Source organism: Kutzneria buriramensis (assembly GCF_003387475.1).
In the GTDB taxonomy this organism is placed as follows: Bacteria; Actinomycetota; Actinomycetes; order Mycobacteriales; family Pseudonocardiaceae; genus Kutzneria; species Kutzneria buriramensis.
In genome coordinates this window covers 161,670-186,882 of sequence record NZ_QUNO01000009.1, presented here as the reverse complement: position 1 = coordinate 186,882, position 25,213 = coordinate 161,670, and the positions used below count along the sequence as shown (strand labels likewise).

Annotated in this window: 41 protein-coding genes; 1 reads left to right on the top strand and 40 read right to left on the bottom strand. The window is 70.6% G+C overall.

What is annotated here, in order from left to right:
- Positions 1-4: 4 nt before the first annotated feature.
- The 38 genes from BCF44_RS26465 to BCF44_RS26280 form a co-directional block, all read right to left on the bottom strand.
- A complete protein-coding gene (locus tag BCF44_RS26465) occupies positions 5-445 on the bottom strand; it encodes a hypothetical protein (protein ID WP_116177090.1) in 441 nt (146 codons plus the stop codon).
- A 34-nt stretch (positions 446-479) separates the two neighbouring features.
- Complete coding sequence (locus BCF44_RS26460) at positions 480-1,679, bottom strand: phage tail tube protein (protein WP_116177089.1); 1,200 nt, start codon at positions 1,677-1,679, stop codon at positions 480-482.
- Positions 1,679-2,029, bottom strand: a complete 351-nt coding sequence (locus BCF44_RS26455; protein WP_116177088.1) for a hypothetical protein — start codon at positions 2,027-2,029, stop codon at positions 1,679-1,681. Before BCF44_RS26455 ends, BCF44_RS26460 begins: the two co-directional genes overlap by 1 nt.
- Positions 2,029-2,331, bottom strand: a complete 303-nt coding sequence (locus BCF44_RS26450) for a hypothetical protein (protein ID WP_116177087.1) — start codon at positions 2,329-2,331, stop codon at positions 2,029-2,031. Before BCF44_RS26450 ends, BCF44_RS26455 begins: the two co-directional genes overlap by 1 nt.
- 11 nt (positions 2,332-2,342) lie before the next feature.
- Positions 2,343-2,795 carry a hypothetical protein gene (locus tag BCF44_RS26445; protein WP_116177086.1) on the bottom strand — a complete coding sequence of 151 codons (453 nt, stop codon included), beginning with the start codon at positions 2,793-2,795 and terminating at the stop codon, positions 2,343-2,345.
- Positions 2,795-3,670, bottom strand: coding sequence for a hypothetical protein (locus BCF44_RS26440; protein ID WP_116177085.1), 876 nt, complete (start codon positions 3,668-3,670; stop codon positions 2,795-2,797). Before BCF44_RS26440 ends, BCF44_RS26445 begins: the two co-directional genes overlap by 1 nt.
- Positions 3,671-3,688: 18 nt before the next feature.
- The gene (locus tag BCF44_RS55660; RefSeq protein WP_170217756.1) at positions 3,689-4,243 is read right to left on the bottom strand and encodes a hypothetical protein; all 555 of its coding nucleotides are present in this window, start codon (positions 4,241-4,243) and stop codon (positions 3,689-3,691) included.
- A 4-nt stretch (positions 4,244-4,247) separates the two neighbouring features.
- Positions 4,248-4,598, bottom strand: coding sequence for a hypothetical protein (locus BCF44_RS26425; RefSeq protein WP_116177083.1), 351 nt, complete (start codon positions 4,596-4,598; stop codon positions 4,248-4,250).
- A gap of 18 nt (positions 4,599-4,616) precedes the next feature.
- Entirely contained in the window at positions 4,617-4,958 is a 342-nt protein-coding gene (locus BCF44_RS26420) for a hypothetical protein (protein WP_116177082.1), read from the bottom strand.
- A gap of 76 nt (positions 4,959-5,034) precedes the next feature.
- Positions 5,035-6,414 (bottom strand): phage major capsid protein, encoded by a 1,380-nt coding sequence (locus BCF44_RS26415; protein WP_116177081.1) that lies wholly within the window; start codon positions 6,412-6,414, stop codon positions 5,035-5,037.
- A 211-nt stretch (positions 6,415-6,625) separates the two neighbouring features.
- The gene (locus tag BCF44_RS26410; protein WP_116177080.1) at positions 6,626-7,357 is read right to left on the bottom strand and encodes an HK97 family phage prohead protease; all 732 of its coding nucleotides are present in this window, start codon (positions 7,355-7,357) and stop codon (positions 6,626-6,628) included.
- Positions 7,357-8,637, bottom strand: coding sequence for a phage portal protein (locus tag BCF44_RS26405; protein ID WP_116177079.1), 1,281 nt, complete (start codon positions 8,635-8,637; stop codon positions 7,357-7,359). The genes BCF44_RS26410 and BCF44_RS26405 overlap by 1 nt, the downstream gene beginning before the upstream one ends.
- Positions 8,634-8,927, bottom strand: coding sequence for a hypothetical protein (locus BCF44_RS26400; protein ID WP_116177078.1), 294 nt, complete (start codon positions 8,925-8,927; stop codon positions 8,634-8,636). Before BCF44_RS26400 ends, BCF44_RS26405 begins: the two co-directional genes overlap by 4 nt.
- A 21-nt stretch (positions 8,928-8,948) precedes the next feature.
- Positions 8,949-9,431: a hypothetical protein gene (locus tag BCF44_RS26395; RefSeq protein WP_116177077.1), complete on the bottom strand. Its 483-nt coding sequence runs from the start codon at positions 9,429-9,431 to the stop codon at positions 8,949-8,951.
- Between the two features lie 2 nt (positions 9,432-9,433).
- A complete protein-coding gene (locus BCF44_RS26390; RefSeq protein ID WP_211353239.1) occupies positions 9,434-9,781 on the bottom strand; it encodes a hypothetical protein in 348 nt (115 codons plus the stop codon).
- A gap of 13 nt (positions 9,782-9,794) precedes the next feature.
- A complete protein-coding gene (locus BCF44_RS26385; RefSeq protein ID WP_116177076.1) occupies positions 9,795-11,474 on the bottom strand; it encodes a terminase large subunit domain-containing protein in 1,680 nt (559 codons plus the stop codon).
- Positions 11,422-12,120: a P27 family phage terminase small subunit gene (locus BCF44_RS26380; protein ID WP_147328640.1), complete on the bottom strand. Its 699-nt coding sequence runs from the start codon at positions 12,118-12,120 to the stop codon at positions 11,422-11,424. The genes BCF44_RS26385 and BCF44_RS26380 overlap by 53 nt, the downstream gene beginning before the upstream one ends.
- A 236-nt stretch (positions 12,121-12,356) precedes the next feature.
- Positions 12,357-12,812 (bottom strand): HNH endonuclease, encoded by a 456-nt coding sequence (locus BCF44_RS26375; RefSeq protein ID WP_211353238.1) that lies wholly within the window; start codon positions 12,810-12,812, stop codon positions 12,357-12,359.
- A gap of 245 nt (positions 12,813-13,057) precedes the next feature.
- Positions 13,058-13,261 carry a hypothetical protein gene (locus BCF44_RS26370; RefSeq protein ID WP_147328639.1) on the bottom strand — a complete coding sequence of 68 codons (204 nt, stop codon included), beginning with the start codon at positions 13,259-13,261 and terminating at the stop codon, positions 13,058-13,060.
- Positions 13,258-13,668 carry a DUF6221 family protein gene (locus tag BCF44_RS26365; RefSeq protein ID WP_116177072.1) on the bottom strand — a complete coding sequence of 137 codons (411 nt, stop codon included), beginning with the start codon at positions 13,666-13,668 and terminating at the stop codon, positions 13,258-13,260. Before BCF44_RS26365 ends, BCF44_RS26370 begins: the two co-directional genes overlap by 4 nt.
- A gap of 34 nt (positions 13,669-13,702) precedes the next feature.
- On the bottom strand, positions 13,703-14,035 hold the full coding sequence (locus tag BCF44_RS26360; protein WP_147328638.1) for a hypothetical protein: 333 nt from the start codon (positions 14,033-14,035) through the stop codon (positions 13,703-13,705).
- A 44-nt stretch (positions 14,036-14,079) separates the two neighbouring features.
- Positions 14,080-14,571, bottom strand: coding sequence for a hypothetical protein (locus BCF44_RS26355; protein WP_116177070.1), 492 nt, complete (start codon positions 14,569-14,571; stop codon positions 14,080-14,082).
- Entirely contained in the window at positions 14,568-15,251 is a 684-nt protein-coding gene (locus tag BCF44_RS26350; RefSeq protein ID WP_116177069.1) for a hypothetical protein, read from the bottom strand. The genes BCF44_RS26355 and BCF44_RS26350 overlap by 4 nt, the downstream gene beginning before the upstream one ends.
- Positions 15,248-15,646 (bottom strand): hypothetical protein, encoded by a 399-nt coding sequence (locus tag BCF44_RS26345; RefSeq protein WP_147328637.1) that lies wholly within the window; start codon positions 15,644-15,646, stop codon positions 15,248-15,250. The genes BCF44_RS26350 and BCF44_RS26345 overlap by 4 nt, the downstream gene beginning before the upstream one ends.
- Entirely contained in the window at positions 15,643-16,017 is a 375-nt protein-coding gene (locus BCF44_RS26340; protein WP_147328636.1) for a hypothetical protein, read from the bottom strand. Before BCF44_RS26340 ends, BCF44_RS26345 begins: the two co-directional genes overlap by 4 nt.
- Positions 16,014-16,553 carry a zinc finger domain-containing protein gene (locus BCF44_RS26335; RefSeq protein WP_116177066.1) on the bottom strand — a complete coding sequence of 180 codons (540 nt, stop codon included), beginning with the start codon at positions 16,551-16,553 and terminating at the stop codon, positions 16,014-16,016. The genes BCF44_RS26340 and BCF44_RS26335 overlap by 4 nt, the downstream gene beginning before the upstream one ends.
- Positions 16,550-17,626 carry an HNH endonuclease gene (locus BCF44_RS26330; RefSeq protein ID WP_116177065.1) on the bottom strand — a complete coding sequence of 359 codons (1,077 nt, stop codon included), beginning with the start codon at positions 17,624-17,626 and terminating at the stop codon, positions 16,550-16,552. Before BCF44_RS26330 ends, BCF44_RS26335 begins: the two co-directional genes overlap by 4 nt.
- 180 nt (positions 17,627-17,806) lie before the next feature.
- Positions 17,807-18,022, bottom strand: a complete 216-nt coding sequence (locus BCF44_RS26325; RefSeq protein WP_147328635.1) for a hypothetical protein — start codon at positions 18,020-18,022, stop codon at positions 17,807-17,809.
- Positions 18,023-18,088: 66 nt separating this feature from the next.
- Positions 18,089-18,442 carry a hypothetical protein gene (locus BCF44_RS26320; protein ID WP_170217755.1) on the bottom strand — a complete coding sequence of 118 codons (354 nt, stop codon included), beginning with the start codon at positions 18,440-18,442 and terminating at the stop codon, positions 18,089-18,091.
- An 11-nt stretch (positions 18,443-18,453) separates the two neighbouring features.
- Positions 18,454-19,476, bottom strand: coding sequence for a hypothetical protein (locus BCF44_RS26315; protein ID WP_116177062.1), 1,023 nt, complete (start codon positions 19,474-19,476; stop codon positions 18,454-18,456).
- Positions 19,477-19,642: 166 nt separating this feature from the next.
- A complete protein-coding gene (locus tag BCF44_RS26310; protein WP_116177061.1) occupies positions 19,643-19,969 on the bottom strand; it encodes a hypothetical protein in 327 nt (108 codons plus the stop codon).
- Entirely contained in the window at positions 19,962-20,222 is a 261-nt protein-coding gene (locus tag BCF44_RS26305; RefSeq protein WP_116177060.1) for a hypothetical protein, read from the bottom strand. Before BCF44_RS26305 ends, BCF44_RS26310 begins: the two co-directional genes overlap by 8 nt.
- 79 nt (positions 20,223-20,301) lie before the next feature.
- Positions 20,302-20,685, bottom strand: a complete 384-nt coding sequence (locus tag BCF44_RS26300) for a hypothetical protein (protein WP_116177059.1) — start codon at positions 20,683-20,685, stop codon at positions 20,302-20,304.
- Positions 20,682-20,939: a hypothetical protein gene (locus BCF44_RS26295; RefSeq protein ID WP_116177058.1), complete on the bottom strand. Its 258-nt coding sequence runs from the start codon at positions 20,937-20,939 to the stop codon at positions 20,682-20,684. Before BCF44_RS26295 ends, BCF44_RS26300 begins: the two co-directional genes overlap by 4 nt.
- Positions 20,936-21,355, bottom strand: a complete 420-nt coding sequence (locus tag BCF44_RS26290; protein ID WP_147328634.1) for a hypothetical protein — start codon at positions 21,353-21,355, stop codon at positions 20,936-20,938. Before BCF44_RS26290 ends, BCF44_RS26295 begins: the two co-directional genes overlap by 4 nt.
- A 79-nt stretch (positions 21,356-21,434) precedes the next feature.
- On the bottom strand, positions 21,435-21,581 hold the full coding sequence (locus BCF44_RS55655) for a hypothetical protein (RefSeq protein WP_170217754.1): 147 nt from the start codon (positions 21,579-21,581) through the stop codon (positions 21,435-21,437).
- A gap of 67 nt (positions 21,582-21,648) precedes the next feature.
- On the bottom strand, positions 21,649-21,882 hold the full coding sequence (locus BCF44_RS26285; RefSeq protein WP_116177316.1) for a hypothetical protein: 234 nt from the start codon (positions 21,880-21,882) through the stop codon (positions 21,649-21,651).
- Between the two features lie 17 nt (positions 21,883-21,899).
- Positions 21,900-22,157 (bottom strand): helix-turn-helix domain-containing protein, encoded by a 258-nt coding sequence (locus BCF44_RS26280; protein ID WP_116177056.1) that lies wholly within the window; start codon positions 22,155-22,157, stop codon positions 21,900-21,902.
- A 111-nt stretch (positions 22,158-22,268) separates the two neighbouring features.
- On the opposite strand from BCF44_RS26280, the gene BCF44_RS26275 reads away from it, so the two are divergent.
- Positions 22,269-22,724, top strand: coding sequence for a hypothetical protein (locus BCF44_RS26275; protein ID WP_116177055.1), 456 nt, complete (start codon positions 22,269-22,271; stop codon positions 22,722-22,724).
- Between the two features lie 465 nt (positions 22,725-23,189).
- On the opposite strand, the gene BCF44_RS26265 is transcribed toward BCF44_RS26275, so the two are convergent.
- Together BCF44_RS26265 and BCF44_RS26260 are read right to left on the bottom strand one after the other, a co-directional pair.
- Positions 23,190-24,149 (bottom strand): tyrosine-type recombinase/integrase, encoded by a 960-nt coding sequence (locus BCF44_RS26265; RefSeq protein ID WP_116177053.1) that lies wholly within the window; start codon positions 24,147-24,149, stop codon positions 23,190-23,192.
- Between the two features lie 93 nt (positions 24,150-24,242).
- Positions 24,243-25,178 carry a methionyl-tRNA formyltransferase gene (locus tag BCF44_RS26260; protein WP_116177052.1) on the bottom strand — a complete coding sequence of 312 codons (936 nt, stop codon included), beginning with the start codon at positions 25,176-25,178 and terminating at the stop codon, positions 24,243-24,245.
- Between the last annotated feature and the right edge of the window lie 35 nt (positions 25,179-25,213).

Below are 25,213 nucleotides of genomic sequence, written 5' to 3'. Positions count from 1 at the left end.
CGGCTCAGCTGTCGAAAGGGGTGTTCCCCGCCTCCGGCGGCGTCGGCGCCGTGAGGTTGGGGCTCAGCAGCGGCTCCAGGGCCTTGCACGCGGCCAGCAGCTTGTCGTAGGCCGTCCCGGGGATCTCCGCCAGGCCCTCGGCGGTCTTGGGGTACTCGAACGGCCAGTCCTCGACCAGCGCCAGGATGACCGCATCCTGCTGCTGCTCCATGTACTCGGGGTGCTCGGTCATGACGATCCGCCCGATGGTGCGGGTCGTCTGCTCGTCGACGTCGGACAGATCGATGTCGGCGGGGATGTCGCCGCGTGTGCGGAGCTCCTCGACGAAGATCTGCGAGGCGAGGTTGGCTCGCTGCACGCGCCGGCGCAGCTTCTCCGGCACGTCCTCCGGGTCGCGCAACGTCGCCGTGCCGTGCTTGCCCAGGTCCACAGTGGTCTTGCTCACGGGGTTATTCCTTGCTGTGTAGAGGAAACCGGCCCTACTTGTAGGTGCCGGGGGTGATGGCGTTCTGCAGCGTGACCGCGATCGGCGACGCCCCGCCGGACGGCCCGACGTCTGTGGTGTTGAACCGGCCCTTGAACGTGACGTCCAGCTGCACCCACTTCTTGCCGCGGGCGATCGCCACCGCGGTGTAGGCGGCCTTGCTCAGGTGGAACTTGACCTGCCGGGCGTTGACACCAGTGCCGAACGCGTAGTTCAGGTCGAGGGAGGGCTGCGAGTTGTTGATGAAGTTCAGGTACTGGACCTCATCCTCGACCGTGATCGTCATCTTGCCGTCCGTCGACACCATGCCGCCCCAGATCTGCCGCGGCGCCTGGGTGCCGTCGACGGCCTGGATGCCCTCGGCCTCCCGCTTGACCGTCAGTTCCATCGACTCGACGATGTTGGTCGAGACTCCGCCGAGGGTGACCGCGCCGCTGTAGGCGGCGATCGCCCGCTCGGCCGAGTAGGACGCCGTCGGCGCGGACACCACGGTCTCGGGCAGTCCCATGCACTTGGCCGAATATGTGAGCAGCCCGGCGGCTTCGGCCTTGAGCCCGAACTCGGTGAAGATGATCCCGGGGTACTGGCGGGCCGCCGGACCGTAGGCGTCGGTGATCGCGTACGACGGGGGCTGCCCGGTGCCGGAGTTGAGCACCGAGGCCACCGTGGTGAACGGGCCGGCGGTGTTGATCGCGGTGATCGGGACGCCCGCCAGGTGCGCGTACTTCAGCGCCGGAACCGGGATGGTGAAGGGGCCGGCGCCGGTCGGCGCGCCCGAGGTGGTCACGACCTCCGAGAGCAGACCGGTGTCGATCTGAATCAGGGTGCTGGCCGGGATGGACACCGAGCTGGGGATCGAGGTCGCGCCGACCGCCGAGCCGCCGGTGCCGACCGTGCCGGTCGGGGCGATCGTCGAGCCGGAGTAGGAGACGTCGCCGAGCACGCCTACGATCGGGAACCCCACGATGTCCGGGTAGGCGTTGCCGTCCCAGTCGATCGAGGTGTCATAGGGGCCGGGGATGAAGTCCTGGTCTTCACCCATCCACCCGCGCCAGCTCTTGTCCTCCAACATCTTGAGGTTGGGCTTGGGCTTGGGCTCGCCGTTGAGCGCGACGAAGCTCGTGGCGGTGCCGCCGGTGCCGTAGGTCGTCTCCTTGACGATGCCGACCTTGGTGAACAACGGGGGGTAGGGCATCAGGTGGTCTCCTTGCCGCTGCGGCGCGCACCACGGGTGTTCGCCTGCTCCGAGGTGGACTGTCCGTCGACGACGCCGGCCTGCGCCGCGCCGGCCGCGCCGGCCGGCTCGACCACGCTGCCGGCGGGCGCCTGGCCCTTGTCGACGAGTTGCGCGTCGGCCTGGTGCTCGTCGACGGGCGCGGTGGCCGGTTCGCAGGCGAGGCGTTCGGTCAGCGGGGTGTCCGGGTCGACCTCGACCCACCGGCCGTCGCCCGGATCGTCGGCGAGCTCGCGGACGTCGTCGGGGTAGGCCAGCAGGCCCAGATCGGGGTAGTGGCGGCCGGGGTCGCCGAGGTAGCGCAGACGCATCAGGGACGCTCCTGGGGGTCGGTGGTGATGCCGAGGTGGTCGTGCAGCGCCTGCACGTCCTGGGACAGCCAGCGGTGCCGGCGGGTCAGGTCGCGGTGCTGGGCGCGTGCCTCCCGCAGCACCAGCGTGGACACCAGCGCCGAGATCAGGTTGGTGTAGTTCCCGCCGACCAACTCGAAGCTGGTGTTCTGGGTGAACGTCAGCAGGCACACGCCGAGCACGATCAGCCCGTAGATGTGCAGCGGGCTGATGTCGAACGCGACGATCGCCTCGAACAGCCTGTTCTGCAACCGTTTCAGCACGTGGCCCCCCTTTACTGGATCGCCTCGAAGTGGATGAGCAGCTCGGCCACCGCGAGGCGGCCTTTGCCCTCGGGCTCCCAGTCGGAGTCGTACGAGGCCTGTTGCGGGTAGGACCACAGCACCAGCCCGCCGATCGACGGATCGGTACGCACGGCGGCCTCGACCGCGTCGACCAGGTCGCAGGTGCGGTTCCACACGACCAGTTCCTCGTCGCCGCCGCGGAACACCTCGACGGTCACCTGGATCTGGTAGGACTCGTCGAGCCAGCCGGCGCCGCCCGAGCCGACCATGTGGCTGGGCTTGGTCGTGCGGTGGGCGTTGCCGACCCACACGATGTCCGACGGGTTGTAGGTGCCCGGTTTTCCCAGTGACACCAACAGGTCCGTGCCGGTGATGGTGGTCTGCAGCTGGGTGAACAGCGCCGGCCGGACGGCCTTGACGCTGCTGGGCGGGATCACCGGCATCAGGCCACCCCCGGCGGCCGGCGTTGCGGCTGCAGCAGCTCGACCACCCGGTCGGGGACGGCGAACCCGGTCGGCACGTGTCCGTCGCCGCCGTCGCCGCCGCCGCGGGTAGGCCGGCGTCCCTGCTGGGTGAGCTGCCACCAGTGGCGGAGCAGTTCCAGCGTGCCCAGCCGGATGTTGTACGCCACGGTGGTCAGGCCGGCGGTGTAGGACACCTTGATGTTTTTGTCGCCGATCGCGAACCGCGCGGCCTGGCCGCCGAACGTTCTGCGCAGCAGCTGCCCGGTGGTGTAGTCCACCGTGAACGCGAACGCGTTCATCTGCGCGCCCAAGGGTTGCTCGGTGAGCAGGAACGCGGACAGGCCGTAGTACTCGTACACAGACTGGATCGAGATGACCGGCTGATGTGAGAGCACCACGGTTTCGCTCGCGCCGTTGAAGTACTCGACATAGGTCTTGGGCATCACGGTGCCGACGAGGTCCTCGACGATCGGCTCGGCCGCGAGGATGAACCCCTGCAGCTCGTCGTCCTGGCTGGTGTCGTTCAGCGGCATGTTCAGGTGCGCCTTGACCGAGGGCAGGTCGACCATCAGTTCGATCGCCGAGGCGCGCGTCTGGAACTGGCCCTCGCTGGCCCAGGAGAACCCCGACCCGGTCGCGGTCCACCGATAGAGGTAGACGCCGGTCTGCGCCACGGCCGGCACCACCGCGGTGTACGAGCCGGTGCCCTGGTTGCTGACCGCCGGCGTCTGGGTGGTGCCGTCCGGATTGGTCACCGTCAGCGTCACGGTGGTGGCATTCGCCGGCGTGCCGGAGTCGTTGACCACGCTCGCGGCCAGCGGCACGTCCTGCCCCTGGAAGAAGATGTACGCCACGTCGCCCCCTTGCCGGTTCTAGTGGCCGTAGCGGCGTGCGCGCCGGCGGCCGGTGTGGTGGGCGCGGTGCGTCGCGCCGATGCGCTTGTGGTGGCCCTTGACGCCCTTGTGCGGGTGGTGCAGACCGTGCCGGCGGTGCACGACGCGGTGGCCGGCGACGTGTCGCCGGCGGTGGGTCAAGGGCCGGTGCAGGCCCTTGCGGCGGGGCTTGTGCGAGCCGACGTGATGGTGGTGCACCCCGGGCCGGTGGGTGCGGTGGCCGGCGCGGGCAGCGGTGCGGTGTCCGGTGTGGTGGGACACGTGCCGCACGTGCTGCTGGCGGCGCAGGTGGTTGCCCTTGGCGGCGTGCCGCACGTGCCGGGCGTGGGTGACCTGGCCGGCCCGTGCGTGGTGGTGGGCGTGGCTGTGGCGGCCGTGGGCGTGGTGGTGCGAGTGGCCGCCGTGGTGCCCGGACCGGCGGCCGCCGGCGATGTGCCGGCGGGTGGTGACGTGCCAGTGGGCCTGGTGTTGGCTACGCACATGCCGCAGGTGCCGGCGCAGCGGGTTGTCGGTGGTGACTGCTGCGCCGGCCACCGCGTCAGGCCACCGGCGCCGGCGGGACGACCGTCTCGGGCGCGCCCGGTGCCCGGGTGGTGCGCTTGCGGCTCGCGCCGTAGTAGCCGAGGTCGGTCAGGTCGTTCTCGAGCCGGCGCAGCCGCTGCACCTCCGGCTGGGCCTCGAACACCGCCCGGACCTGCTCCGGGTCCTTGACGTCGTACAGCTTGATGCCCGAGACGAAGTCGGTCTCGGCGACCGCCAGCGCGCGAGGCAGGTCCGGGGAGATCCGGTCCAGCTCGGCCCGGACGTCCTTGGCGCGGTCCTTCATGCCCGCCCGCTCGTAGCCGGCCAGCTCCTCGACGAGACCGGCGGCGTAGTTCTCCAGTCGCATGTCGACTGTCCTTCCTGGTCAGATGGCGTTCGACGTGGCGTCGAGCACCGCGAAGGTGAACGAGGGGCTGGTGCCGCCGATCGTCCAGGTGATCTGCATGTAGGGGGCGCGGACCGGCACGTTCTTGACGACGTTGCCGACCGCGTTGACGGAGGCGAACGCGTCCGCGCTGCCGTCGTTGTTGCCGAAGTTCACGCCGTCGTCGGACCACTGGACGCCCAGTACCAGCGTCGGGGAGGTGCCCGACGCCGCGGTGACTTCCAGCTCCAGCTCGACGGTCGACGGGCCGGATCCGATCGGGATCGCGCCCGAGGCGCCGGTGACGGTGCGTGCCGCCGAGGCGACGATGGTTGCGGCCATGTGCTGACTCTCCTTGCCAGGTAAGGGGGTCCGGCGGCCCGACCCCGCAGACGGGCCGCCGGACGGTGGGGGGTGGTCAGAACACGGGGGTGACCGCGCCGGTGCCGGTGATGCTGGCGATGCTCTGCGGGTAGCGGCCCGGCTGGAACGACGCGTAGTTGTACAGCCGCACGAACACGCTCATGTTCTGCGCGTAGGTCTGGGCGAACGCCTCGGCCTTGATTTGGCCCTCCCACAGCCACAGGTCGTCCATCTTGGCGGCCACGATCTCGTCCTGGTTGGTGCCCGCGCCCAGGTTGACCGGCAGCAGCGGGTCGACGTAGACCGGCAGACCCAGCATCGACCCGACCAGGCCCTGGGAGACCTGCTCGTCGAGGTTGGCCAGCACATTGAGCGGTCCGCCGGCGAGCGGCACGACCAGCGGCCGGCCCTGGCTGTCGGACTGCGTCTCGGCCCAGGCCCACCGGCGCGGGTGCATCAGGATCGCCGTCGGCGGCAGGAACCGCGAGGTGTGAATGAGCTGGATCCCGTTGCCCAGCTTCGAGTACAGGCCGCCGGCGCCGCCCAGCGCCGGCGTGGCCTGCGTCCAGGCCACCGACTGGGTGCCCGACAGGGTCAGGATCCCGGTCATGGTGCCGCCGGTGCCCGAACCGGAGATCACCTGCGTGTTCAACTGCTTCGCGTAATCCGCGGCGAGATCACTCAGAACGATCTCGTCGATGTTCAGCGGTGACTGCTCGATCAGCTGAAGCGCCACCACCTGGCCGCCGGCGATCGTGACGACCGGGCTGGACACCGAACCGGTGGTCAGGTCGGTCTGCTGCACGCCGGTGTTCTGGGAGGCCTGCGGCGCGGTCGCGGTACCGGTCAGGATCTTCGGGATGTTGATCTGGTCGGTGCCCATCGGCAGCTCGGAGGCGTGGCACAGGTTCGCCGTGATCCGTCCCGGGCGGACGAACTTGATGAACTCCTGCTCCAGCCACAGCGGCGGAACGAGCTCGCCGCCGGCGCCGCCGGTGGTGGAGATCGCGCGCTGCTCGGGCAGCTGCCCGTCCTGGACTGCCAGCCGCTCCAGCGCGTCGGCGCGCATCTTGTTGTTGCGCTGCAACCGCTCGTGCGCGTCACGGTCGCCCTTCTGGCGGGCGTTCCACATGTCGCGGATGAACGAGCGGCCGTGCGGGCCCTTGCGGTAGACCTCGGGCTCGCGGATGACCTGGGTGCCGCCGACCACGCGGCGGGACACCTCGGCGGCCTGCTCGTCGCGCACGACCAGGTCGGACAGCTCGGCGACTCGCTCGTCGATCTCGCCGATCTCCGCGGCGATCGCGTCGAACGTCTCGCGCTCCTGCTGGGTGAGGTCGCGCTCTTCGGCGACCGGCGTGCGCAGTAGTTCGTCGAGCTTGCCTCGCTTCTCGGCACGCCGCTCGACGAGGGTCTGGACCAGTGTCCTGGACATTCCAGGCTCCCCTCTCTGGGATTGGTTGCTCGCGGTGTGCCTGCACGCGGGTTCGGGTGGTGGCCGAGGTGGTGCCCCAGGTGGTGCCCGCCCCATGAACTCGAGGGAGCGGGTCCGGCGTGGGGTCCGGCGTCGGCTCCGGCGCGGCCGCCGGGCAGGCCAAATACCCCGCGCCGCTATCGGCGGCCGGGGAAGTTGTCAGGGGTGTGTGCTAGGCGCCCAGACCGATGGCCTGGGCGCGGGCGAGGTACAGGCCAAGGTTCCCGCGGCCGGCCGGCGCGGCCTCGGCCTCGGCGGCGGCCGCCGCCGGCGCGAACTCGGCGGCCAGGCGCTCGTAGACCTCGCGCCGGTCGCGCTCGTCGAGCTGGGCCAGGCGGGCGCCGAGCTCGCGGGCGTTGAGATGGGCGCCGGCGGTGGCCGGGTTCGCGCCGTAGTTCACGACGCTGACGTCGCCCTTGTTCAGGTTCACTTCCAGCACGTCACGCTGCTCGAAGTCCGGGCTCCACTGCGACCGGACGATCCAGAACGCGAACGACATCTCGTCCATGTCGCCGCGCTGCATCGCCGAGCGCAGCGTCTGCACCGGCGGCGACGCCGGGTCCAGGTCGGCCTCGGTGTACAGGCCGGTGTCGTCCTCGGACAGCCGCAGCGTGCCGGACTTGGTGCGGGCCAGCGTGGTGCCGCCGTGGTTGATCAGGAACGGGACGTCCGCGCCGTCGTTGAGCGTCTTCTTGAACGCGCCGGCGCGCATGACCTCGGTGAACGGGCCCAGCCAGTCGTACATCTCGTAGGGGGTCTCGGTCACCGAGGCGTAGCCGGTGAACGCGAGCGTCTCTCCGCCAGTGCCGTCGGGCTTGGCGCGGAGCTCGACACCCCGGAACGGCATCGACCGCCGCTCGACGACGCGCGGCGTCTCCGCGCGCTGGCTCAGATCGGTGGTCATCACGGCTCCATTCCGGACTCTGCCGCCGACTTCGGGGTCGCAGACCCAGGGTCGACCGCGGGGGTGTCGGTGTGCGCCGAGTTGAGCGGCGCGAACGGGTCGGCGCCCTTGCCACCCGGCAACGGCGGCATGTCTTCCTTCGCGCGGATCTCGTCGATGGTCAGCGCGGCGATGTTGCGGGCCTGCGTGTACACCGCGAACCGGCCCGCAGTGTCCGTCCGAAGTAGAGCGTCCAGGTTGAACTTGGACACCTGCGGCCGCGGCAACATCGCGCTCCACGCGTCCTCGAACCCGCCCACCCAGTCGGACAACGTGTACTTGAGGAACCCCAGGCTCTGCTGCTCGATGCCGGTGCCCCAGCTGGTGGTGCGGTCGACCTGGCCGAGCATGTGCGGGGGCACCCCGAACACCATGGCCATGTCGAGGTTTTGCGCGGCCCGCGTGCCGAGGAACTGGGCGTCCTCGGGGCTGATCGAGATTGGCTTGAACGTCGCGCCACCGGTGAGGATTCCCAGGGTGTGCGAGTTGGACAGGCCGGCGTGCCGGCTCTCCATGCGCTCCTTGAGCTGCCGCGCGCGGTCGTTGTCCAGGTCGCCGGGCACCTCGACGATGCCGGACATGTGGCTGCCGCGCCCGAAGAACCTGGCGCCGAACTCCTGTGCGGCCAGGCCGAGCCCGATCGCCTCGCGTAGCGCGGTGATCACCGACATGCCCACCGGCGACTCGGGCATACACATGCCAACCAGGTGGACCATGTTCTCCGCCGGCACATCCTGGCGGTTGATCTTGAAGGTCTTGCCGCCGTCGTCGTCCAGGCCGACACCGACCCGGTCGGGGTGCAGCACCTGCATCCGGACCGGCCGCAGCAGGTAGTCCCGTGCGGTGATCAGCGCGTAGGCGTTGCCACGCAACAACAGGCTGACCATCATCTGCGCGAACCCCTTGCGACGACTCGGGAATCGCACGTTGTTCGCGCCGCCGAACGGATCGGAAACGATGATCGGGGGCGGCTCGATGGTCTTGCGGATCTGGTAGCCGTCGACGTCCATCATCCGTACCGCGTCCAGCGGCAGCCCGGCCAGCGCGGTGGACAGGATCCGGACGCACGCCCACACCGCGCCGAGCTGCATCGCGGTGTCCTCGGTGACCGGCACCCCGGATGAGGTGTAGGCCGCCAGCGAGCCGTTGGACGGGATCGCCCACGGGTCGCCGGCGCCCGAGGGCAGGTAGACGCGCTGCTCGCCGGCCGGCCGGGAGAACGCGCGGCGGACGATCGTCACGACGTGGCCACCCCAGCCGGCTCGGCTGCCGGCGCGGCCGGCTTACGCCGCAGCCAGCCGCCCAGCGTCGCCCAGGGGATCCGGGCCCAGACGGCCGCCGGCGACGGCACGATCGCGCCGTCGAGGGCCTGCCCGATCAGCAGCAGCGCACAGCCGGCCACGACCAGCCCGAGCCATGGCGCGATCAGCCAGCCGGCCGCGACGAACGCGGCCAGACCGGCGAGCTCGACGACGGTCGACAGCACGGTGCCGCGCCGGCGGCCGGCCGCGGTCGTCGGGTCCTCGTCCATGGCCACCCCTTTCCGCTTCCCTTATGCGCCGGCGTCGAGCGCGGCGGCGGTGTGTTCGTCGAGGTCGGCGACGTGCTCGCGGCGGATGAGCGAGGCCTTGATGCCGCCGAAGAGCACCCCGACCTCGTGACCGGGGACCCAGGCGCTGAACCACTCCCGCAGCCGCGCCGCCTGCTCCATGTCGATCTCAGCCGGGACGGTCACGATGAACACGTCCCCCGGACGGGCCTGCACCCGCGCGAGCTCGGCGAGCTCGACGACCGCCGGCGCCGGCTCGGCCCCGACCGGCCGCAGCAGCGCGATCACGTCGGCCTGCTGCGCGTCCAGGTCAACGTCGACGAGCTCCAGCGTCGCCCGCGTGTAGTCGCCGGCGGCCGCCGTCCAGGTCACCCGGGTGACGTTGGTCAGCGGCACGTCGTCGACGAGGACCTGGACCTGATCGGCGGCCAGGCCCTCGCTGACGATCCGAACTCGAGGGCCAGCGCCGCTCGGTGTGCTGCTCACGGCTACTGGCCTTCGCGGTAGCGCGCGAGCACGGCGTCGGGGCTGTTGTCCGGCGCCGGCGCGGTCGGGCCGGCCGCCGGCCGGGACCAGGTGCCCGGCACGGTTCCCTCGACACGCGAGGTCGCCCAGAAAGTGCAGTTCCCGTCGAGGAACACCTGCAGATTCGACGTCGTCACGCTCGGGTCGAACGTGCGCACCACCATCGCCGGGTAGACGTCGCCGGCGAGCACCTGGTTGCGGAGCACGCCGCCGGTGTCGCGCGGCAGCTGGGCGGCGATCGCGGAGACGTCGCCGTCACTGAGCTTGTAGTTCACGATGCTCGGCGGCGGGGTTGCGGGGTTGGGGGTCATCGGGGATTCCCTTCTACAGCTCGTCCCAGGCAATGAAGTTCACCTCGGGCTTGCGTTCGGGAACCTGGCACGCACGGTCCAGGCCCATGATCGCGCACACCCCGAGGTCGATCTTGTTGGGACTGTTCTTGGTTGCCTTGGCGACTTGGCCGCCGCGGCTGGACATCTTCAGCACGGCGTTGCCGATGTGCCGCTTGAGCCGGGCGTCACCGGACTGCGTGAACGACCGGTTCGTGACACCTTCGTAGAACCGTTGCGTGGCCGGGATCATCCGCGCCGGCGACTGCGGGTACTCCACGACGGGCAGGCCCTCGCCTTCGAGGATCTGGTAGGAGCGAGCGAACCGTGCCGGGTCGACGACGATCTCGCGGACCTGCCATCGCTTGCACGCCGCCCGGATCGTGTCCTCGACTTCCAGGATCGGCACCGTCCAGTCCGGATCGAAGTCCGGGGTTCCCTCGGCCGGCTTCTCCCACAACGCCACAACGTCGATGTGCGGCTTGGTCGGGACTTCCAGCAGCGCGCCGGCGCGGTCGACGGTCCTCGGGCAGCCGACCACGGTCAGGCCGGTGGAGTCGTTGTTGTACGAGCCGTCGAAAGCCAGCACGACCTCGTCGCCGTCGGCGATCACCCGCTCGGTGTCGATCAGCCGGTCCCAGGCGCCATCCGGCAGCCAGGGCAACATGCTGTTGACCCAGATGTTCAATCTCTTGGTCTGGAAATCGGCCTGCGGCATCTTCTTGCAGGCCGCGTCCATCTTGTCCGCGTGCAGGAAGTCACCCAGCGCGGGGTTGGCCGCCGCCCAGAACCGCGGGTCGCGGTGGTTGAATCCGCGCTGGTGCTGGTTGGTGGCGTAGATCCGGGCGCCGTAGCGGGCGTCAGAGACCTCGCCGGTGCGGATCTGCTCGGCGTAGTCGTGCTGGGCCTTGCACACCGAGGTCTTGCCGGTCGTGTCGGTCATCACGCCGAACGTGGAGATCGCGACGATCAGGGGCTGCTCGCGGGTGTCGGAGCCCTGGTTCATCACGTTCCACAGTTCCCAGTTGGGCTGTGCGTGCAGCTCGTCGAACAGCACCCGTGACGGGTTGAGACCCTCCTTGGTGAACGCCTCAGATGACAGTGCCTTGTAGACGCTCCCGCCGGCGGGGTACTCGATGGCGTCCTTGTAGCACTTGAACAGGCCGCCCTGCTTGGCGTCCAGGTCCGCGCTGGCCTCGACGGCCTTGCGGACCTCGCCGAACACGATCTTGGCCTGGTCCTTGTCCGCGGCGCACGAGTAGACCTCGGCGCCGGGCTCGTCCAGCAGCCCGTCGATGGCCAGGCCGGACCCGAGCAACGACTTGCTGTTCTTTCTGGGCAACAGGACCAGGTACGTCCAGTAGACGCGCCGGCCGTGCTCGTCCAGGCGCAGCATGTCGCAGACCAGGTCGCCCTGCCACATCCGCAACCGCATCGGCTGGCCCGCCAGCGGGCCCTTGGTCAGCCGGATGTAGGTCTGGATCAGGTCGCAGGTGAACAGGCCATCGGTGGTGGTCTCGTTCCACCGGGTCTGTGCCGGCTCCCACAGTTCCGGCCCGCGTGGGAGCCGGGCCGGCCACCGCGGCGGCGAACCGCGCGGCAGCCGGACCCCGTCACCGATGTCAGTTGCCGCTCGCAGGCCGCTTCGGGCGGGCAGCACGCTGGGCAGTGCCACCGCGTTGACCGCGGGCCTCCGCGCGCCGGGCGAGGAGCTCTTCGAGCGGCGTCGCGCCGCGCTTGCCGACCTTGATGCCGAGCCGGCCGCCGTCGGAGGGGTTGAACCCACAGAGCCCCTCCCACTTCGTGATCTGCACTTCCAGCGTGCGCAGCATCGACACGGCCGGGTGCGCGACCAGGCCGCCGCGCTGGCCCTTCACGAACGGGCCGTCCTCGTCCAGCGCCGACCGCAGGTGGGCCTCTTCGACGTAGGCGCGGCACAGCCGGACGATGATGTGCCGGTCGCGCTGCATCGACAGCCAGGTCTTGCCCTGCGTCCACAGCTCGCGCCACGCGGTGGCGCCGATGTCGGCCTCGCAGATCTCGCAGCGCGGCAGCGGTGCCTCGCCGGGCGGCGGCCGCCACCGCGCGGCGTCCGGGGAATCCAGGCCGGACTCGTCCTCGTCGAGCGGACTGGTCCGGGCGAACGAGCACAGCGTCGCCTTGTCCGAGGTGACCAGGTCGGCCGGCGGATCCGGCACACCCTCGGCGGTGGGCAGCTCGACGACCGTCTCGGGCAGCTTGCGGCCGCCGGAGTCGCGGCCAGCCGAGCGGCCGACGGCCGCCTTCTGCTCGACCGGCTTGGGTGGGCGTCCGCCTGGCATGGCCACCCCCCGGATCTCTTGGGCCACCGGTTCGGCCACGCTTGACCGAGGGTCCATTGTGGACGATTGCGGTCGGTGATCAGCTCCGCTGTGATCAAAAATTGGTGATCTAGCGGGAGTTTTGAGCGTGCACGCGCGAGGCGGGCGGCCGGGTCCGGGCTAGTGGATCATCGCGAGATATACCCACCCCCGGTATGCGGCACGGGGGGTGCCCACCCGCAGTGTGTCACACCGCGTCACCGGTGCCGTCGAGGGGCGCCGTAGCCGGCGTGTCGCGGGCTGTCGGCCCGCCGGGGGCCGGCTCGCTGGCCGCCGGCGCGGGCTGGCTGGCCGGCCGGCTCGGCCTGGCCGTCGGCCTGGCGCTCACGCTTGGCCGAGTTGCAGGACCGGCACAGCACGGCGAGGTTGTGCTGCTCGTTGCTGCCGCCGGCGGCCAGCGGCACGATGTGGTCGGCCGTGAGGTCGGTGGCCTGGTGGGCCGGCCGCTGCCAGCCGGGGCACCAATCGCCGGAGCGGCCGCGGTGCTCGGCCACAATCTGGCCGGCCAGACGTTGGTAGGCCGCGTCGTAGCCCCGCTCGGTGGCCGAGCCTCGACCGGCGTCGTGCGCACGGTCCCATCGAGCCTGGCAGGAATCGCACCGGGATCTATTGCGGTGCAACGCCGAGCAGTCCAAACATGGCCGGAGGGGCACGGACCGCACCTCCTAGCCCTGGCATTCGACATCGACCAGGCCGAGGGTGATCGAGCCTCGGCCTGGTCGAGCGATCCCGGATAGGGGTAAGCGGCCGGGCCCTTCCTTGGGGAGATCGAGGGGGACGGCCGGCGGCCAGGGCGTGTACGCCTGGGCCGTCCGGACACTGCATCGGCACTTCCGCCGGCCGCTCGATGGGCAGAGCTCACGCCCACCGAAAGCGTTGCACCCCACTGACCTGCACGTCAAGCACGGTGATCATCCTCGGCGCGTCGGTCCAGGTAGGACGTGATCTCGTCCAGGTCGTATCCGTCGTCGGTGCGGGTGATGTGCCCGCGGAACACCCACGAGCGCAACGTCGCCGCCGCGATGGCGTAGCCGGACTGGCGCAGGGCCAGCAACGCCAACGCGGCCGGGACGCGCCGCGCCGCGGGCTCTGCGGCGCTCACGCCGCCCACTCCATCCGGTAGTCGGCGTGGTCGGCGTAGACCGCACCAAGGATCCGCACCGCGTTCTCGTACGCCCCGAGCCTGATCTTCAGCGCGGCCTCAAGGGGTGTTCCCTCGGCGGCGGCCAGGGCCCTCCGCGTCGCGACGTAGTGCTCGACGACGCGCCGCTTCGCCATGACCTCGCGCAACTCGCGATCAGGATCATGGCGTGCCATATGCGCCGCCGCACCGGGCATTCGGCAGCTGTCGGCGACCGGCTCGGGCGTGATCTTGAACGGGCCCACCTTGCCGGAGAAGGTCTGGACACCCCAGCTGGGTGTGGCTTCCCAGCGCTGATTCGGCACGTCCAGGGCGATGTCGGCATCTTCCTTGTATCGGAGGTTAAGGAACTCGATCAGCTCGTCCACTGGCCCTCCGCGTGCCGGTCGATCCGGTTCTTGATCACTTTCGCGAACTCCGCGCTATCTGGTCGGCGACGCCGGCCGCCGTGCTGAGCGCGTCGCCGCCACCGCCGCCGAGCTGCCAGAGGAGCTCGGCGAATCCCACGCCGTGGATGGGGTGCACGGCGTCGAGGTAGACCGCGACCGGCAGCGCCCACATGCCGGCGAGGTCGAACAAGTGCTCACCATCGGCGGCGTGGTAGCTGATCGTGCCGTCAGGATTGTCGGTACGCCGCCAGCTCGGCGCGGCGCGGCCGGCGGTGCGCAGGACTTCCGATCCGGCGGCGATGCGTTTCTGAGCATCGGCTCGACCGAGGCGTGTCGGCTTGGGCATGGCCTGATCCTGCACTCGCGCGGTGCCGTTCACCACCGCGCGCGTCACGATCCCGCCGGCAGGTCGAACTGGACATCGGGCAGTTCCAGCACAGGCCGCACCAGCACGAGCTGCTGGTCGACGTCCGCGGTGGACGCGCCGGTGTCCGGGTCGCGGCTGGGCCAGCCGGCCTCGACGACGGTGTGCGGGTCGCCGGCGACGAGCACCTCTGCGCCGACCGCCAGCGGCGCGTGCAGCCGCGCCTCGGCCAACTGCTCGCCGGTGTCGGCGTGCACGACCCGGATGTTGGCGTGCGGGGCGTCGTTGAGCACCGCCAGGTAGTGCTGCACCTCGATCCGGTGCGGTGGCCGGGTCTGGATGGTCAGCGTGGCCCTCGCGCCGTCGTCGGCGACCTGCACGCCGGTCAGCGTGTGCTCGTAGCGGTGGTCGAGGCCCTGGACCCGGACCTGACGGCCGATGTGCTCGCTGAACGAGGTGGGCAGGAACAAGCCGTGCGGCGGGGTGATGGTGATGGTGGTTTCGGTCGTGACGATCACGAGGATTTCCGTTCTGTGCGTCGGGTTTGGGAGCGCCAGAGCCGGACCAGGTCCAGCCCGACGTAGATCCGGCGGCAGTCGTTGCACTGCGCCGCGGTGTGCGAGTCGCCGTTCGTCTGGTCGATCCACTGGTACTCGTAGACGCGGCCGCGGCAGCCGCGGGTGGTGCGGCCGAGGTCGATGGTGTTGATGCAGGTGGCGACCTGCTCGCGCTGCTCGTCGACGAGCCGGCGCAACTGGTCGTGCAGCTCGCGCAGGTCGTCGTCGATCTCGGCGATGTCGTCCAGGCCGGCGATCTCGACCAGGTACTCGCGCAGCCACGCGACGTCTCCGTGAAACCAGCCCGGCGGCTGGCTGGGCCAGCGAAGCTGCTCCCAGGCCGCCTGCGCGATGCCGTGCACGCTGGCCGCGATCGACCGGTTCGGATCCTCCTCGGTGGGAACCGTGCGCCAGTCCAGCGCCGCGATCACGTCGAGGTTGATCGGCGGCCGCGAGGTGTAGCCCGGCGAGTGCACGTGATCCCCGCGCACCTGCGGCGTGGGGTCCAGGGTGGGCAGCCAGATCTCCAGATCGGACAGCCGGCCGAGGATGCGTCCGTGGCAGCGGAAGCAGATGTTCATCTCGGGCTCGGCCGCGCGCTGCCGGTCCGGTGTGGAGCAGATCAGGCACAGCGGGCTCATGGCAGCCAGCCGCGCTCGTATGGTGTGGACTCCTCGACGGTGTCGACGAGCACGATCGGGATGCCCGTCAGCCACGCCGCCGGGTTGAGCTCCGGATTGGGCGACTCGGGTGGGAAGCGGGCACGAACGGCGTCGAGTTGCTGCTGGGTCAGCTTGATCTGGTCGAAGTACGGCGCGTCGAACACGTGCAGGATCTCGGCCAGGTGCACCAGCTGCTCGTACAGGTCGCCGGCGGCGGCCGGCGTGGGCAGCAGCGGTTCGGGATCGGCCCGCACGACCGTGAACGGCAAATCCCCCTTGTGGCAGGTGGTGCACAGCACTGTGCCGACGCCTTCCGGCTCGCGTGCGGCCACGTTGCGGCCACAGCCGGAGCACGTGCGCCCGTACCAGCTCATCGGCACCTCGCCGGAGTCCAGCGCGCGCCGGCGGCCGCGGTATGCAACGCGAATTCGTAGCGCCGGCCGAAGAACATGCGGTACGACCGAAAATCGGCCTTACGGGCCTCGGTGATGCGCACCAGCGGCCGCGCCGGCGCCAGCACGGCCGGCTGGCCGGCGTGGTCGTAGCCGAACGCGTCCACGGCCACGTCGAGCCGGGCGGGCAGCGTCCGGACCATCTGCCGCGGCGCCGACAGCCACGGCATGACCGTGCCGCCGGGCGCCGGCACCAGCGGGATGAACCGCGAGACGCCGGCGTCGCCGTAGCGAACGGCCGCCTGGTCCATGGCCCAGTCGAGGAAGGTCCGGGGTGCGGGGTGTCGGGTCATCGCCGTGTGCTCCTTCGGGTAGTGCGCGGGGAACGGCACCAGCGGTCCGCGTGCGGACACGAGACCTTGTGGTGCCGGTACAGCGACAGGCCGCGGTCGCGGGCGCCGGCGGCCTGGTTGACGCCGAGCACGCCGGCGCGCAGGTGGTCGCGCTCGACGGTCAGCAGCACGTTGCCGTCGGCGACCGGGTCGGCGTCGACGGGCATGAGCCGGTCGCCGTCGGTGCGGGCCCACAGGATCGGCGCGCGGCAGTGGCTGCACGGCCGCTGGTGGTGGTCGAGCCGCTCGGGCTCCATCGCGTCGACGACCTTCCGGGCTGGTGCTGGCGGTGCGGGGTGGGGGACGCCGGCCGCGCGGTCGGCGTCACGTAGGCGGTTGCCGTGGGCGGGTGGGCCGGTCAGCAGCTGGCCGTCGGCCCGCACGCACGGCTCGCCGACGGGCTGCCGGCAGGTGGGGTCGGGGCAGGGCACGGTCAGGGCGTGCTGCTGGTCCATCCACCACTGCAGCGAGGGCTCGGTGCGCTGGGTGCGGGTCACGGCGGCACCTCCGGGGGCTGGTCAGGTGGCGGGGGGTTGCTGGTGGCGGACTTGCGGTAGGTGGGCGGGTTGGCCGCGGTGCGGGGGGTGGTGGCTGGTCCGATGACCTGGCGTCGTCCTGCTGGGCCGGCGTCTCCTGCCCGTAGATCAGGTGATGTGCGGCCCCCCGACCCATCCCTTCCCCTCCCAGGAGGCAGGGCAGCTCCGGTCGCATCGGCCGATGCCGTGCTGGTGGCATCTGGCTGGTCGGGCCGGTTTTCGGCATGGCTGCGCCCCGGTGCGGGGTCATGATCGGATCGGTCGGTGATCGCGTTCGGATCACCGGTCGGATCGGAGATCGGATCGCCGATCGGATCGCGCGATATCGGCGTGATCGGATCGGCGATCGCGGGGTGATCCGGCGGCCACTCGCGGGCGATCGTGGCGGGGTCGGTGCCCTTGGCCCACCCGTTCTCCGGGACGCTGCCGGGCACCGGCGGGGGCAGCAGCGCCAGGCCAGCCGCCTCCGGCGTGCGAGCGTCCTTCTTGGCGCTGTTGCAGGGGGTGCAGGCGACGACGAGGTTGGCCGCGCCGCCGGCGATCGTCGGGTCGACGTGGTCGATGGACAGCCGGCTCGGGCCCTTCTTGTCCTGCCAGGGCACGACGATGCCGCAGTAGCGGCACGCGTTGCCGTCGCGCTGGCGGACCGCGTGGCGCAGGTCGAGGTCGCCCAGCTCGCGCCGCTTGGCGCGGTGCACGGTGTTCTCGCCCTTGGACGGGTTGTGGACCAGCCAGTCGTGGACCCAGTAGCCGCCCATCTCCTCGGTCCACTCGTGGCCGATCAGGCAGTCGCAGTCCGAGCCGTCGCCGTAGACGTGCACCAGCGGCGCGCGGCCGTTGGCCTTGACGGTGGTGACCAGCTTGAGCTCGGCGGCGGTCAGCTCCTGCTGCACGACCCAGTCGGGCACCCAGCCGTTGGTGGGCTGCTCAGCGCAGTAGGCCCACACCATCCACAGGCCGCCGCGGGCACTCTTGCCGATCGCGCGCAGCTTGGCGTTGCCGCGGGCCTTGTCGTCGATCTTGCCCCATGGCAAGTCACACCCCCAGGTGGTGCAGCAGCACGGGATGCGTGCTGCCGTGGTTGTCGCTTAAGGAGATGAGCGCGACCGGCCCGAGTGGACGGCTCATGATCACCTCCGGTATGTGGATGGGCGGCCGGTGCCGCGACAGGGGTCAGCGGCGCCGGCCGCCCGGCTTGGGTTGCGGCTACGGCTTCAGGTGACGGGCAGGTGGGTGTGCAGCACGCCGGCGACGGTGGCCACCGCGTGCCGCTCGACCGGGATGCCCTCGATCTCGACCTCGGCCCAGTTGTCGAGCGGGTCCCACGTCGCCGCCAACGCCTCGACGACCTCGCGGGCGGCGTCGCACGGCGGACAGCCGCGGCCATGCACGTCCGGCAGCGGCGTGGCCTTGCGCTTGGGCCTGGTCATCGTGGTCACCTCCGGATCGGGGGTGGTGGCCGGTGCCGCCGGGAGAGGTCGGCACCGACCACCAGGTCAGGACAGCGGCTCGTCGGCGACGGCGGCCGCCGTCGTATGCCACTCGCGCAGCGCGGCCGCGGTGCGGCGCATGGCCGACACGTGTGTTCGCTGGTAGCCGGCGACGATGGCGTCGACGTCGGCCTGCGCGAGACCGAGCCACTGCGTGATCCGGCTTGGCGACGCGCCGCCGACGACCGGGTCCAGATAGGACGTCTCGCCGGTGTCGTCGAGGTAGCGCAACCCGATCAGCGTGAGCGTGGGTACCTGCTCGTGCAGCTCGGCCAGCGCTGTGGCCAGCGCCTGCCACTGGCTGATCAGGTTCCCGGCGTGCGAGGCGAGCTGGGAGGCCCGCTGCTGAAGAGCGTCCATCGTCGGCTCGTTCACAGCCCCACCACCTCGGCCGACGGCTGCTCCGGCGTTTCGGCGAGCTCGGGCCGGATCGGGCCCAGCAGCTCCTGCACCCGGGCCTGCAGCGCTGCCAGTTCCTCGCGTGCGGAGCTGCCGTCATGGTCCACGGTGGACCAGTGCCGGGTCAGCTCCTGATAGGCGGCCATCTCGCTGTCCAAACCGCTACCGAGCCAGTCGCACATCACACACCGCCAGCCGTGCTTGCCGGTGTCCTTGGCCTGAAACACCTCGCCGACGTGGTCGAGGGCCTGCTCCAACAGCCCATTCACGTTGCGCAGCTGGCGCACCTCGACGGCCATCAGCTCCATCTCGTTGACCAGCCGGTCCCGCTCGCCGGTCACCCGGTCAAGGTCGTTGACGGCCTGGTCCCGCTGCGAGGTCACCGCGCGCATGACCCGCACGTCCAGCAGCGCCGCCGCCTCGCCGGGCACGTCCATCTCCGCCGGCGCAGCGTCGTCGGCCAGCGCGGCCTGCATCGCCTCGTGCTCCCGCATGAAACGCTCGGCCAGCTCGCCGAGCTGGTCCGGCGTCGCATCGGCGATCCGCTCGTCGCGCAGCACCGCGGCCATGCTGTCCAAGCCGGCCATGGCGGTGCGGACCGCCGCGATCCGGGCGCGCGCGGCCGCCAGGTCGGCCACCAGCCGGTCGATGGCCTGGGTCAGTTGCAGCTTGGTCTTGCGCAACCACCGCACGTCGCCGGCCAGCTGCGCCAGCTCGGGCTGCACCTCGGCCATCGCCGCGCGCGTCCAATCCACGCACCGCTGGCACGGCTCGCCCGGGTCGTGGTGCATCTCCTGGTGCACACGGCGCGCGACGCGGTGCCACACGTCGCTAGCGGTCGCTGCCGGCGCGGGCAGCAGGCCGCCGTCGATCAGGCCGCGCGTCGCGGCCTGCAGCCGCTCGGCGGCCAGCTCCAGTTCGACGCGCAGGGCCTCGCCCTCCGGGTGCGGCGCCGCGGTCACGTGTCCGGTGTGGACGGTCGGGTCGGTCAACATGCTGATCTCCAGTGCGGGCAAGAGGATCGGGACTGGCCGCACACGCAACAGCGGCCGTGCAACTCGGTGACGGTGGCGATGGGGCTCGGGCTCGGCGCGGGAACCGCCGGCGGCGGCGCGGGCTGGCGGTGGCTGAGGCGCCGCACGAGCCACAGGTACAGCCAGCTCATGGCGCGTCCTCCCGCCGGTGCCGGCCGACCAGTTCGGGCGCGCGATGCAGGCGGCACGGGCGCGGCGAGTCCAGACACGTGCACGCCGGCGTGGCCGCGGCCACGGTGCGCAGATGCCGCGCGCACCAGGTGATCGCCGCGGCGACCACCAACGCCGCGCACACCTGCGCGGTGACCACGCCGGCGATCGGCCCGAACCGGTCATGGATTGCGAACGCCGGCGCGGCCACCGCGCAGCACGCGATGATCAGCCACGCCGCGAACGCGACCAGGCTCAACACCGCGTGCAGCACGCCGTCCACAGTGGATGCCCGGTCAGCCACGACCGCCCCCGATCAGCCGATCCTCGGCCGCCAGCGCGGCGGCCGCGCGGCTCACCGCGCCCTCGGTCAGCGGTTGCTCGCCGCGCACGATCGCCAACGATTCGGCCTTCGCCGCGCCGATCACCGTCACCATCTGCCAGGCGGCCGCGACCGTCAGGCCGCACCGTGCGGCGGCCCGCGCGATCTCCGCCATGCCCACCCCGAACGGAACCGACACGGCCGGCGGCTCCGCGTTCTCCTCGATGAGGGCCATCAGCCGATCACCGCCCCGACCAGCAGGCCGACCGCGACCATCGCCGCGTACAGGCCCACGAACACGCGATTCGGGTGCTTCACGCGGCCACCCCCGTCCGCTGCAAGATCTGCAGCCGCCGCAGCCGGTGCACCGACAACCGCGCCTCGACGTTGCCCGGGGTCTCGGTCAGCAACTCCCGCTCGGCCGGCGTGTAGAAGGCCGTCCAGGCCCGCACGGGCACACCGTGATACCGACCCCACACATCCACGGACACGTAGTCGTCGTAAGGGCGATGGGCGATCCGGGGCTCGTCGAGCAGGTAGAACCAGGCCAGCAACTGTTCGGCGGAGTCCTCACCGTGGACCAGGTGGGCGCTGACCGCGTCGTCCGCTCCGGACAGACTCACGAAGCGGCCCACGGTCCGGCGTCCCTCCAGGGCCGCCATGACCGACAGCAGGTTCTCCAACAGCACCGCGTTCACTGCGCACCACCGGCCTCGAAGCGACCGCGGGTCTCGGCGGCCCGGTCGCGCCAGTACTCGGCGGCGTGCAACGCCAATCCGCCCAGCAACTCGTCGTGCGGGTACAGGGCATCGGCCAGCTGGTCACACACGACGGCGATCTCGTCCTCGATCTCCGCGACCGCCGTGTCACTGGCCGCCGACGCGCGCCGGGCCAGCAACTCAAGGTGGCGGTGGCGCAACTCGGCCGGCACCACTCCGTTCGGCCCGGTCACCGCACACCGCCGACCCGGCGCAGGTGCACCTCAGTCAGCGCGCGACGGACCGCGGCGGCCTGGTCGTGCCAGCGCCACTGTCCGGCCACCATCTGTCCGGTCTCGACGATCGCCGGCAACGGCACGCCGCCGTCGCGGAGGTTCAGGATCACGTACTGGTGCGCGCGGCGCGGGGTGAGGATCACCGTCACGTGCTCGCCGCCGGCGAGCTCGCGGTGGGCCAGCAGCACCTCGCCGGCGATGTCGTGGATCTCGAACTGGGCGCGCGCCAGCACCGCGGCCGCGCCTGCCGGCGTCAGCGGCCGCCGCGAGCGGGTGCACAGCCGGCGTGCGGGCCGGCGGGCCCGCGCGACGCCCGTGATCGACGGGGGCTGTGGCGGACGGGCCGATCTCGTACTCTGGTGGGCAGTGGTCATCGGAGCCTCGAATTCGTTGGTCACGTGGACCGCCCGGGTGAGAGCCGGGCGGTCCAGCTTTGTGTTGGGGGAGAAGGGGTTACGACCTGTCGGGGTCGGTCGACGGCCACTCGGTGAGCCAGTCGTCGACGACCTGCTGCAGCGCCGGATGGCGCTGGGTGCGTTCGGCATCGGTCTCGTCGCTCTCGGGCCGCCGGTGACGGCCGGTAGGCTGGGAATCGGTCACGGAGGTCAGCACTCCTGTGGTCACGCGGGTCGTCCGGTGGCTGCCGGGCGGCCCGCTCTTGTTTGCGCTAGGCGGGCTTCTTGCGGGCGGCGCGGGCGACGGACGACCGGAGGGCCAACCCCGTGAAGTAGGCCCGGCGGGCGCTGGCGGCGCGCTTGGCGCGCTCGGCGGGGGTGAGCTCGCCGTTGGGGTCGACCTGCTTCTCGAACCGGTCAAGGAACTTCTTGCGCGCGATCGCGGTGCGCTCGGTCCGGTCGCCGGTTTTCGCCCACATGGAGTGGGCGCCGGCTTGGGCGCGCATCCGACGCTGCTCCGGCGTCATGCGTCGCCGTCCGTGTCGTCGTCCGTACGGATCAGCTGCTCGCGCTCCGTGGCGCTCATGAGCCCGAGGGCTTCGCAGATCCGGACGAACACAGGCGGACTGACCAACGTGCGACGACCGATCTCGATGTGGCTGATGTAGCCGGAGGTGACGTTCGCCTTCTCGGCGAGGGACTCCTGTGTCTCGCCGCAGAGTTGACGCCGCCGGCGGAGCACGTCGCGGGCGATGGCGACGTTGGCGGTTGTCGTGATCATAGCGGGGAACGTACAGCCTCATACTGCAATAGACAACCTCAGACTGCGTGACACGTCAGTAACGGTAGGACATACTGGTTCATACGGGATCAGACTGGAATCATCGGGGGCATGGACGTGAACAGTCAGAAGCCGCTGACGCTTGCGGAGCTGATCGCACCTCGACGGAAGGCGCTACGGCTGAGCCAGCCACGCGCCGCCGACCTGGCCGGCGTCCATCGCCAGACCTGGATCACCTGGGAGAAGGGGCGCGTTCGCCCGGAGGAGTACAACTACGCCGGCATTGAACAAGCCCTTCAGCTGCCGGCCGGCACCGTCGCCGATGTGCTCGCCGGTCTCGTCACGACTGCACCCGATCTTCCGGCGCCCGCGCGAGCGGAGGTCGTACGCACGCGAACCCGCATCCTCAGTGCGACGCCCGAGGAGCTGGTGGCGCTGCGGCAGGACGTCGAGGAGGTCATGGGGCGCGAGGTCGCCGACGAATTCCTACGCCGTGCGCTCGCGCTACGGGAGCCGCCGCCCCCGGGTGGGCCCGGTAATCAGCGCAGGGACCGCACCGTTAGCTAGTCCATTCGAGCGATATATGCGCCATTCCTCCAACTCACGGCCTAAGTCGTTAACACTGCGTTGTCTTCGTGACGATTCAACCATTACACGATGACCCGCATGGGTGGCTCGGGTCGATAGGAGGAGCGGCGTGGCTCTTAGGGGTGGAGTTCTGTCGGTCGCGCTTGTTTTGACGGTCGTCTACGGCTACGGATTCACGTACGACCTGATGGCGGATCCGTCGCGGCCGATGTTGGCGTGGACTGATCTCGTTCGATCGCTGTGGATCATCTCGTGCGTCGTCGCGGGCGACCTTCTAGTGCGAGATGCGATCGAGAGAAAGAGACGCCGGGCGCAGGCGGCGCTGATTGCTGTCGGGATCGAACCCGACACGGGATGTGTTCGCACTCTGCGGCCAGTGGACTGATTGCCGAGAATGCCGGACCCGATCCCCCGGTCATCGGGTCCGGCATTCACGCGTTTGGGCTACAGGTCACCCAGATTGAGTCCACGCGCTTCATCAATCGCCCGCTCGTTCCGGGTGAATTTGGTGTAGCGGAGGAGCATGTCCGGCCGGGCCCAGCCAGCGACCGCCATCAGGCCACCCTCGCTGCCGCCGGCGGCCAGCCAGTTGGTTGCCCCGGTGGCTCTGAGTCTGTGCGGGTGGAAGTCGGGGATGCCGGCCATCTCGGCCCGCCGGGTCAGCGCGACGTACAGCCCGTAGTAGCCGAACCCCTTGCCGCGGGCGCCGAGCCAGAGATCGTTCGTGCCGGCTAGTCGGTGCGTGCGCCGCATCCGCAGGTAGCGGTCCAGTGCGACGCCGGTCTTAGCGCCGAACGGGACCAGTCGGCCCTTGCCGCCCTTGCCTCGGCGGATCACCGCGAGGCCACGCTTGAGGTCCGTGTCGGAGACCGTCATGTTGAGAGCTTCATCGCTTCGGCACATGGTCTCGGCCATCGTCCGTGCCAGCGCCTCGTCCCGGCGGTCCCGAAACTCCTTGCCTTTGCAAGCCGCGAAGAAGGCGATCAGCTGCTCGTCGGTCAGCGGCTCGATGACCTTTTCATCCAGCTTTGGTCGTTTCAGGCCGAGCAGTTCGTCCCGGTCGATCTCGCCCTCGTCGGCCAGCCACTTCGAGAACTGCCGCACCGCGAGCTGCCGTGACACCGCGGTCGAGCCTTCGGCGCCGGCCTCGATCAGGTCGGCGACGAACTGGTTGACCACCGGTTTGGTCAGCGTCGGCTCAACCCTCGCCTCCGCGCTCCAGACGAGGAACCGGCGCACCCCGTCGCGGTAGTTTTTTACCGTCTGTTTGCTCTTGCGCTCCGCGCGCAGGTGCAGCAGCCACGAATCCAGCAGCTCGGTCAGGTCTTCAGCGGTAAGGGTGTCCGCAGTACTGGTCGCGGTCCGCCGGGCGGTGTCCTTGGCGGATACGGGGTCGGAGGACATGGGTCGATATCTTGACTGGCAGCGCTGAGCTTGTCTAGATTGATGGCCCTGACCCGCAGAAGTGCAGGTCAGAGGCATCGATGGTGTGGGATCTCAATCCAGGTAGCCGCCCATGGTCTTGAAGTAGTCGGCGGCGGCCAGTTCGGCGCCGTCGGCGGTGCGGACGCGTTCGATCACCAGGCCGGGCGAGGTGCCGCGGCGGGCGTCGGGACCGGCGACGATCACCACGCCGTCGCCCTCGCGGATGAAGATCCGGCCCGGCGTCCCGCCGTAGTGGCCCGTCGAGACGGACGCCTTGACCACGCGCAGCTCCTCGCCGCGGTGGTGGGTGAAGGCGTTGGGGTACGGGTTGGACTGGGCGCGCACGAGCCGTTCGATGTCGTACGGCGACTGCGTCCAGTCGATCCGGCTGTCCCGCTTGGCCCGCTTGTGGAAGAAGCTGGCCTTGGACCGGTCCTGCGGCACCGGGGTGAAGCCGGTCTCGATCAGCTCGATCGCCTCGGCGGTGATCGGCGCGATCAAGTCGACGGTGCGATGGAAGAGATCGGTCGCCGTGTCGGTCGGGCCGACCGCGACCGCCCGTTGCAGCACGATGTCGCCGGCGTCGAGCTCGGCGTCCATCATGTGCGCGGTCACGCCGACCTCTGGCTCGTCGTTGAGCAGGGCCCAGATGATGGGGGAGAAGCCGGCGTAGGCCGGCAGCAGCGAGTCGTGGATGTTGAGGGTGCCGTGCCGGGGCAGGTCGAAGATCTGCGGCGGCAGCCAGGTGCGCCAGTTGTTGGCCACGATCAGGTCCAGGTCGGCCGCCGCGAGATCGGCCAGCAGCTCCGCGTCGTCGGGCCGGTCCCGCAGCAGCACCCGGATGCCGTTGCTCGCCGCGAGGTCGGCGACGGAGTCCGCCCAGATGCGCTCGTAGGCGTGGTCGCTCTGCGGGTGCGTGACCACCAGGGCGACGTCGTGACCGGCGTCGATCAGGGCCCGCAGGGTGCGGTGACCCCAGGTCTGGTAGCCGAACATGGCGACGCGCATGCGGGGTGCCTCCCGTGGTCGGTGATCAGGTGAGT

What these genes read in the sequence shown, in the direction of transcription:
- BCF44_RS26415 (WP_116177081.1), bottom strand. Translation starts at nt 6,414, where the DNA reads ATGTCCAGGACACTGGTCCAGACCCTCGTCGAGCGGCGTGCCGAGAAG.
- BCF44_RS26260 (WP_116177052.1), bottom strand. Translation starts at nt 25,178, where the DNA reads ATGCGCGTCGCCATGTTCGGCTACCAGACCTGGGGTCACCGCACCCTG.
- BCF44_RS26280 (WP_116177056.1), bottom strand. Translation starts at nt 22,157, where the DNA reads ATGATCACGACAACCGCCAACGTCGCCATCGCCCGCGACGTGCTCCGC.
- BCF44_RS26265 (WP_116177053.1), bottom strand. Translation starts at nt 24,149, where the DNA reads ATGTCCTCCGACCCCGTATCCGCCAAGGACACCGCCCGGCGGACCGCG.
- BCF44_RS26345 (WP_147328637.1), bottom strand. Translation starts at nt 15,646, where the DNA reads ATGAGCTGGTACGGGCGCACGTGCTCCGGCTGTGGCCGCAACGTGGCC.
- BCF44_RS26390 (WP_211353239.1), bottom strand. Translation starts at nt 9,781, where the DNA reads ATGACCCCCAACCCCGCAACCCCGCCGCCGAGCATCGTGAACTACAAG.
- BCF44_RS26425 (WP_116177083.1), bottom strand. Translation starts at nt 4,598, where the DNA reads ATGCGACTGGAGAACTACGCCGCCGGTCTCGTCGAGGAGCTGGCCGGC.
- BCF44_RS26350 (WP_116177069.1), bottom strand. Translation starts at nt 15,251, where the DNA reads ATGAGCCCGCTGTGCCTGATCTGCTCCACACCGGACCGGCAGCGCGCG.
- BCF44_RS26325 (WP_147328635.1), bottom strand. Translation starts at nt 18,022, where the DNA reads ATGACCAGGCCCAAGCGCAAGGCCACGCCGCTGCCGGACGTGCATGGC.
- BCF44_RS26445 (WP_116177086.1), bottom strand. Translation starts at nt 2,795, where the DNA reads ATGCCGGTGATCCCGCCCAGCAGCGTCAAGGCCGTCCGGCCGGCGCTG.
- BCF44_RS26320 (WP_170217755.1), bottom strand. Translation starts at nt 18,442, where the DNA reads ATGGACGCTCTTCAGCAGCGGGCCTCCCAGCTCGCCTCGCACGCCGGG.
- BCF44_RS26315 (WP_116177062.1), bottom strand. Translation starts at nt 19,476, where the DNA reads ATGTTGACCGACCCGACCGTCCACACCGGACACGTGACCGCGGCGCCG.
- BCF44_RS26380 (WP_147328640.1), bottom strand. Translation starts at nt 12,120, where the DNA reads ATGCCAGGCGGACGCCCACCCAAGCCGGTCGAGCAGAAGGCGGCCGTC.
- BCF44_RS26290 (WP_147328634.1), bottom strand. Translation starts at nt 21,355, where the DNA reads ATGACCACTGCCCACCAGAGTACGAGATCGGCCCGTCCGCCACAGCCC.
- BCF44_RS26305 (WP_116177060.1), bottom strand. Translation starts at nt 20,222, where the DNA reads ATGGCCCTCATCGAGGAGAACGCGGAGCCGCCGGCCGTGTCGGTTCCG.
- BCF44_RS26460 (WP_116177089.1), bottom strand. Translation starts at nt 1,679, where the DNA reads ATGCCCTACCCCCCGTTGTTCACCAAGGTCGGCATCGTCAAGGAGACG.
- BCF44_RS26400 (WP_116177078.1), bottom strand. Translation starts at nt 8,927, where the DNA reads ATGGACGAGGACCCGACGACCGCGGCCGGCCGCCGGCGCGGCACCGTG.
- BCF44_RS26410 (WP_116177080.1), bottom strand. Translation starts at nt 7,357, where the DNA reads ATGACCACCGATCTGAGCCAGCGCGCGGAGACGCCGCGCGTCGTCGAG.
- BCF44_RS26360 (WP_147328638.1), bottom strand. Translation starts at nt 14,035, where the DNA reads ATGCCCAAGCCGACACGCCTCGGTCGAGCCGATGCTCAGAAACGCATC.
- BCF44_RS26285 (WP_116177316.1), bottom strand. Translation starts at nt 21,882, where the DNA reads ATGCGCGCCCAAGCCGGCGCCCACTCCATGTGGGCGAAAACCGGCGAC.
- BCF44_RS26455 (WP_116177088.1), bottom strand. Translation starts at nt 2,029, where the DNA reads ATGCGTCTGCGCTACCTCGGCGACCCCGGCCGCCACTACCCCGATCTG.
- BCF44_RS26340 (WP_147328636.1), bottom strand. Translation starts at nt 16,017, where the DNA reads ATGACCCGACACCCCGCACCCCGGACCTTCCTCGACTGGGCCATGGAC.
- BCF44_RS26420 (WP_116177082.1), bottom strand. Translation starts at nt 4,958, where the DNA reads ATGGCCGCAACCATCGTCGCCTCGGCGGCACGCACCGTCACCGGCGCC.
- BCF44_RS26275 (WP_116177055.1), top strand. Translation starts at nt 22,269, where the DNA reads ATGGACGTGAACAGTCAGAAGCCGCTGACGCTTGCGGAGCTGATCGCA.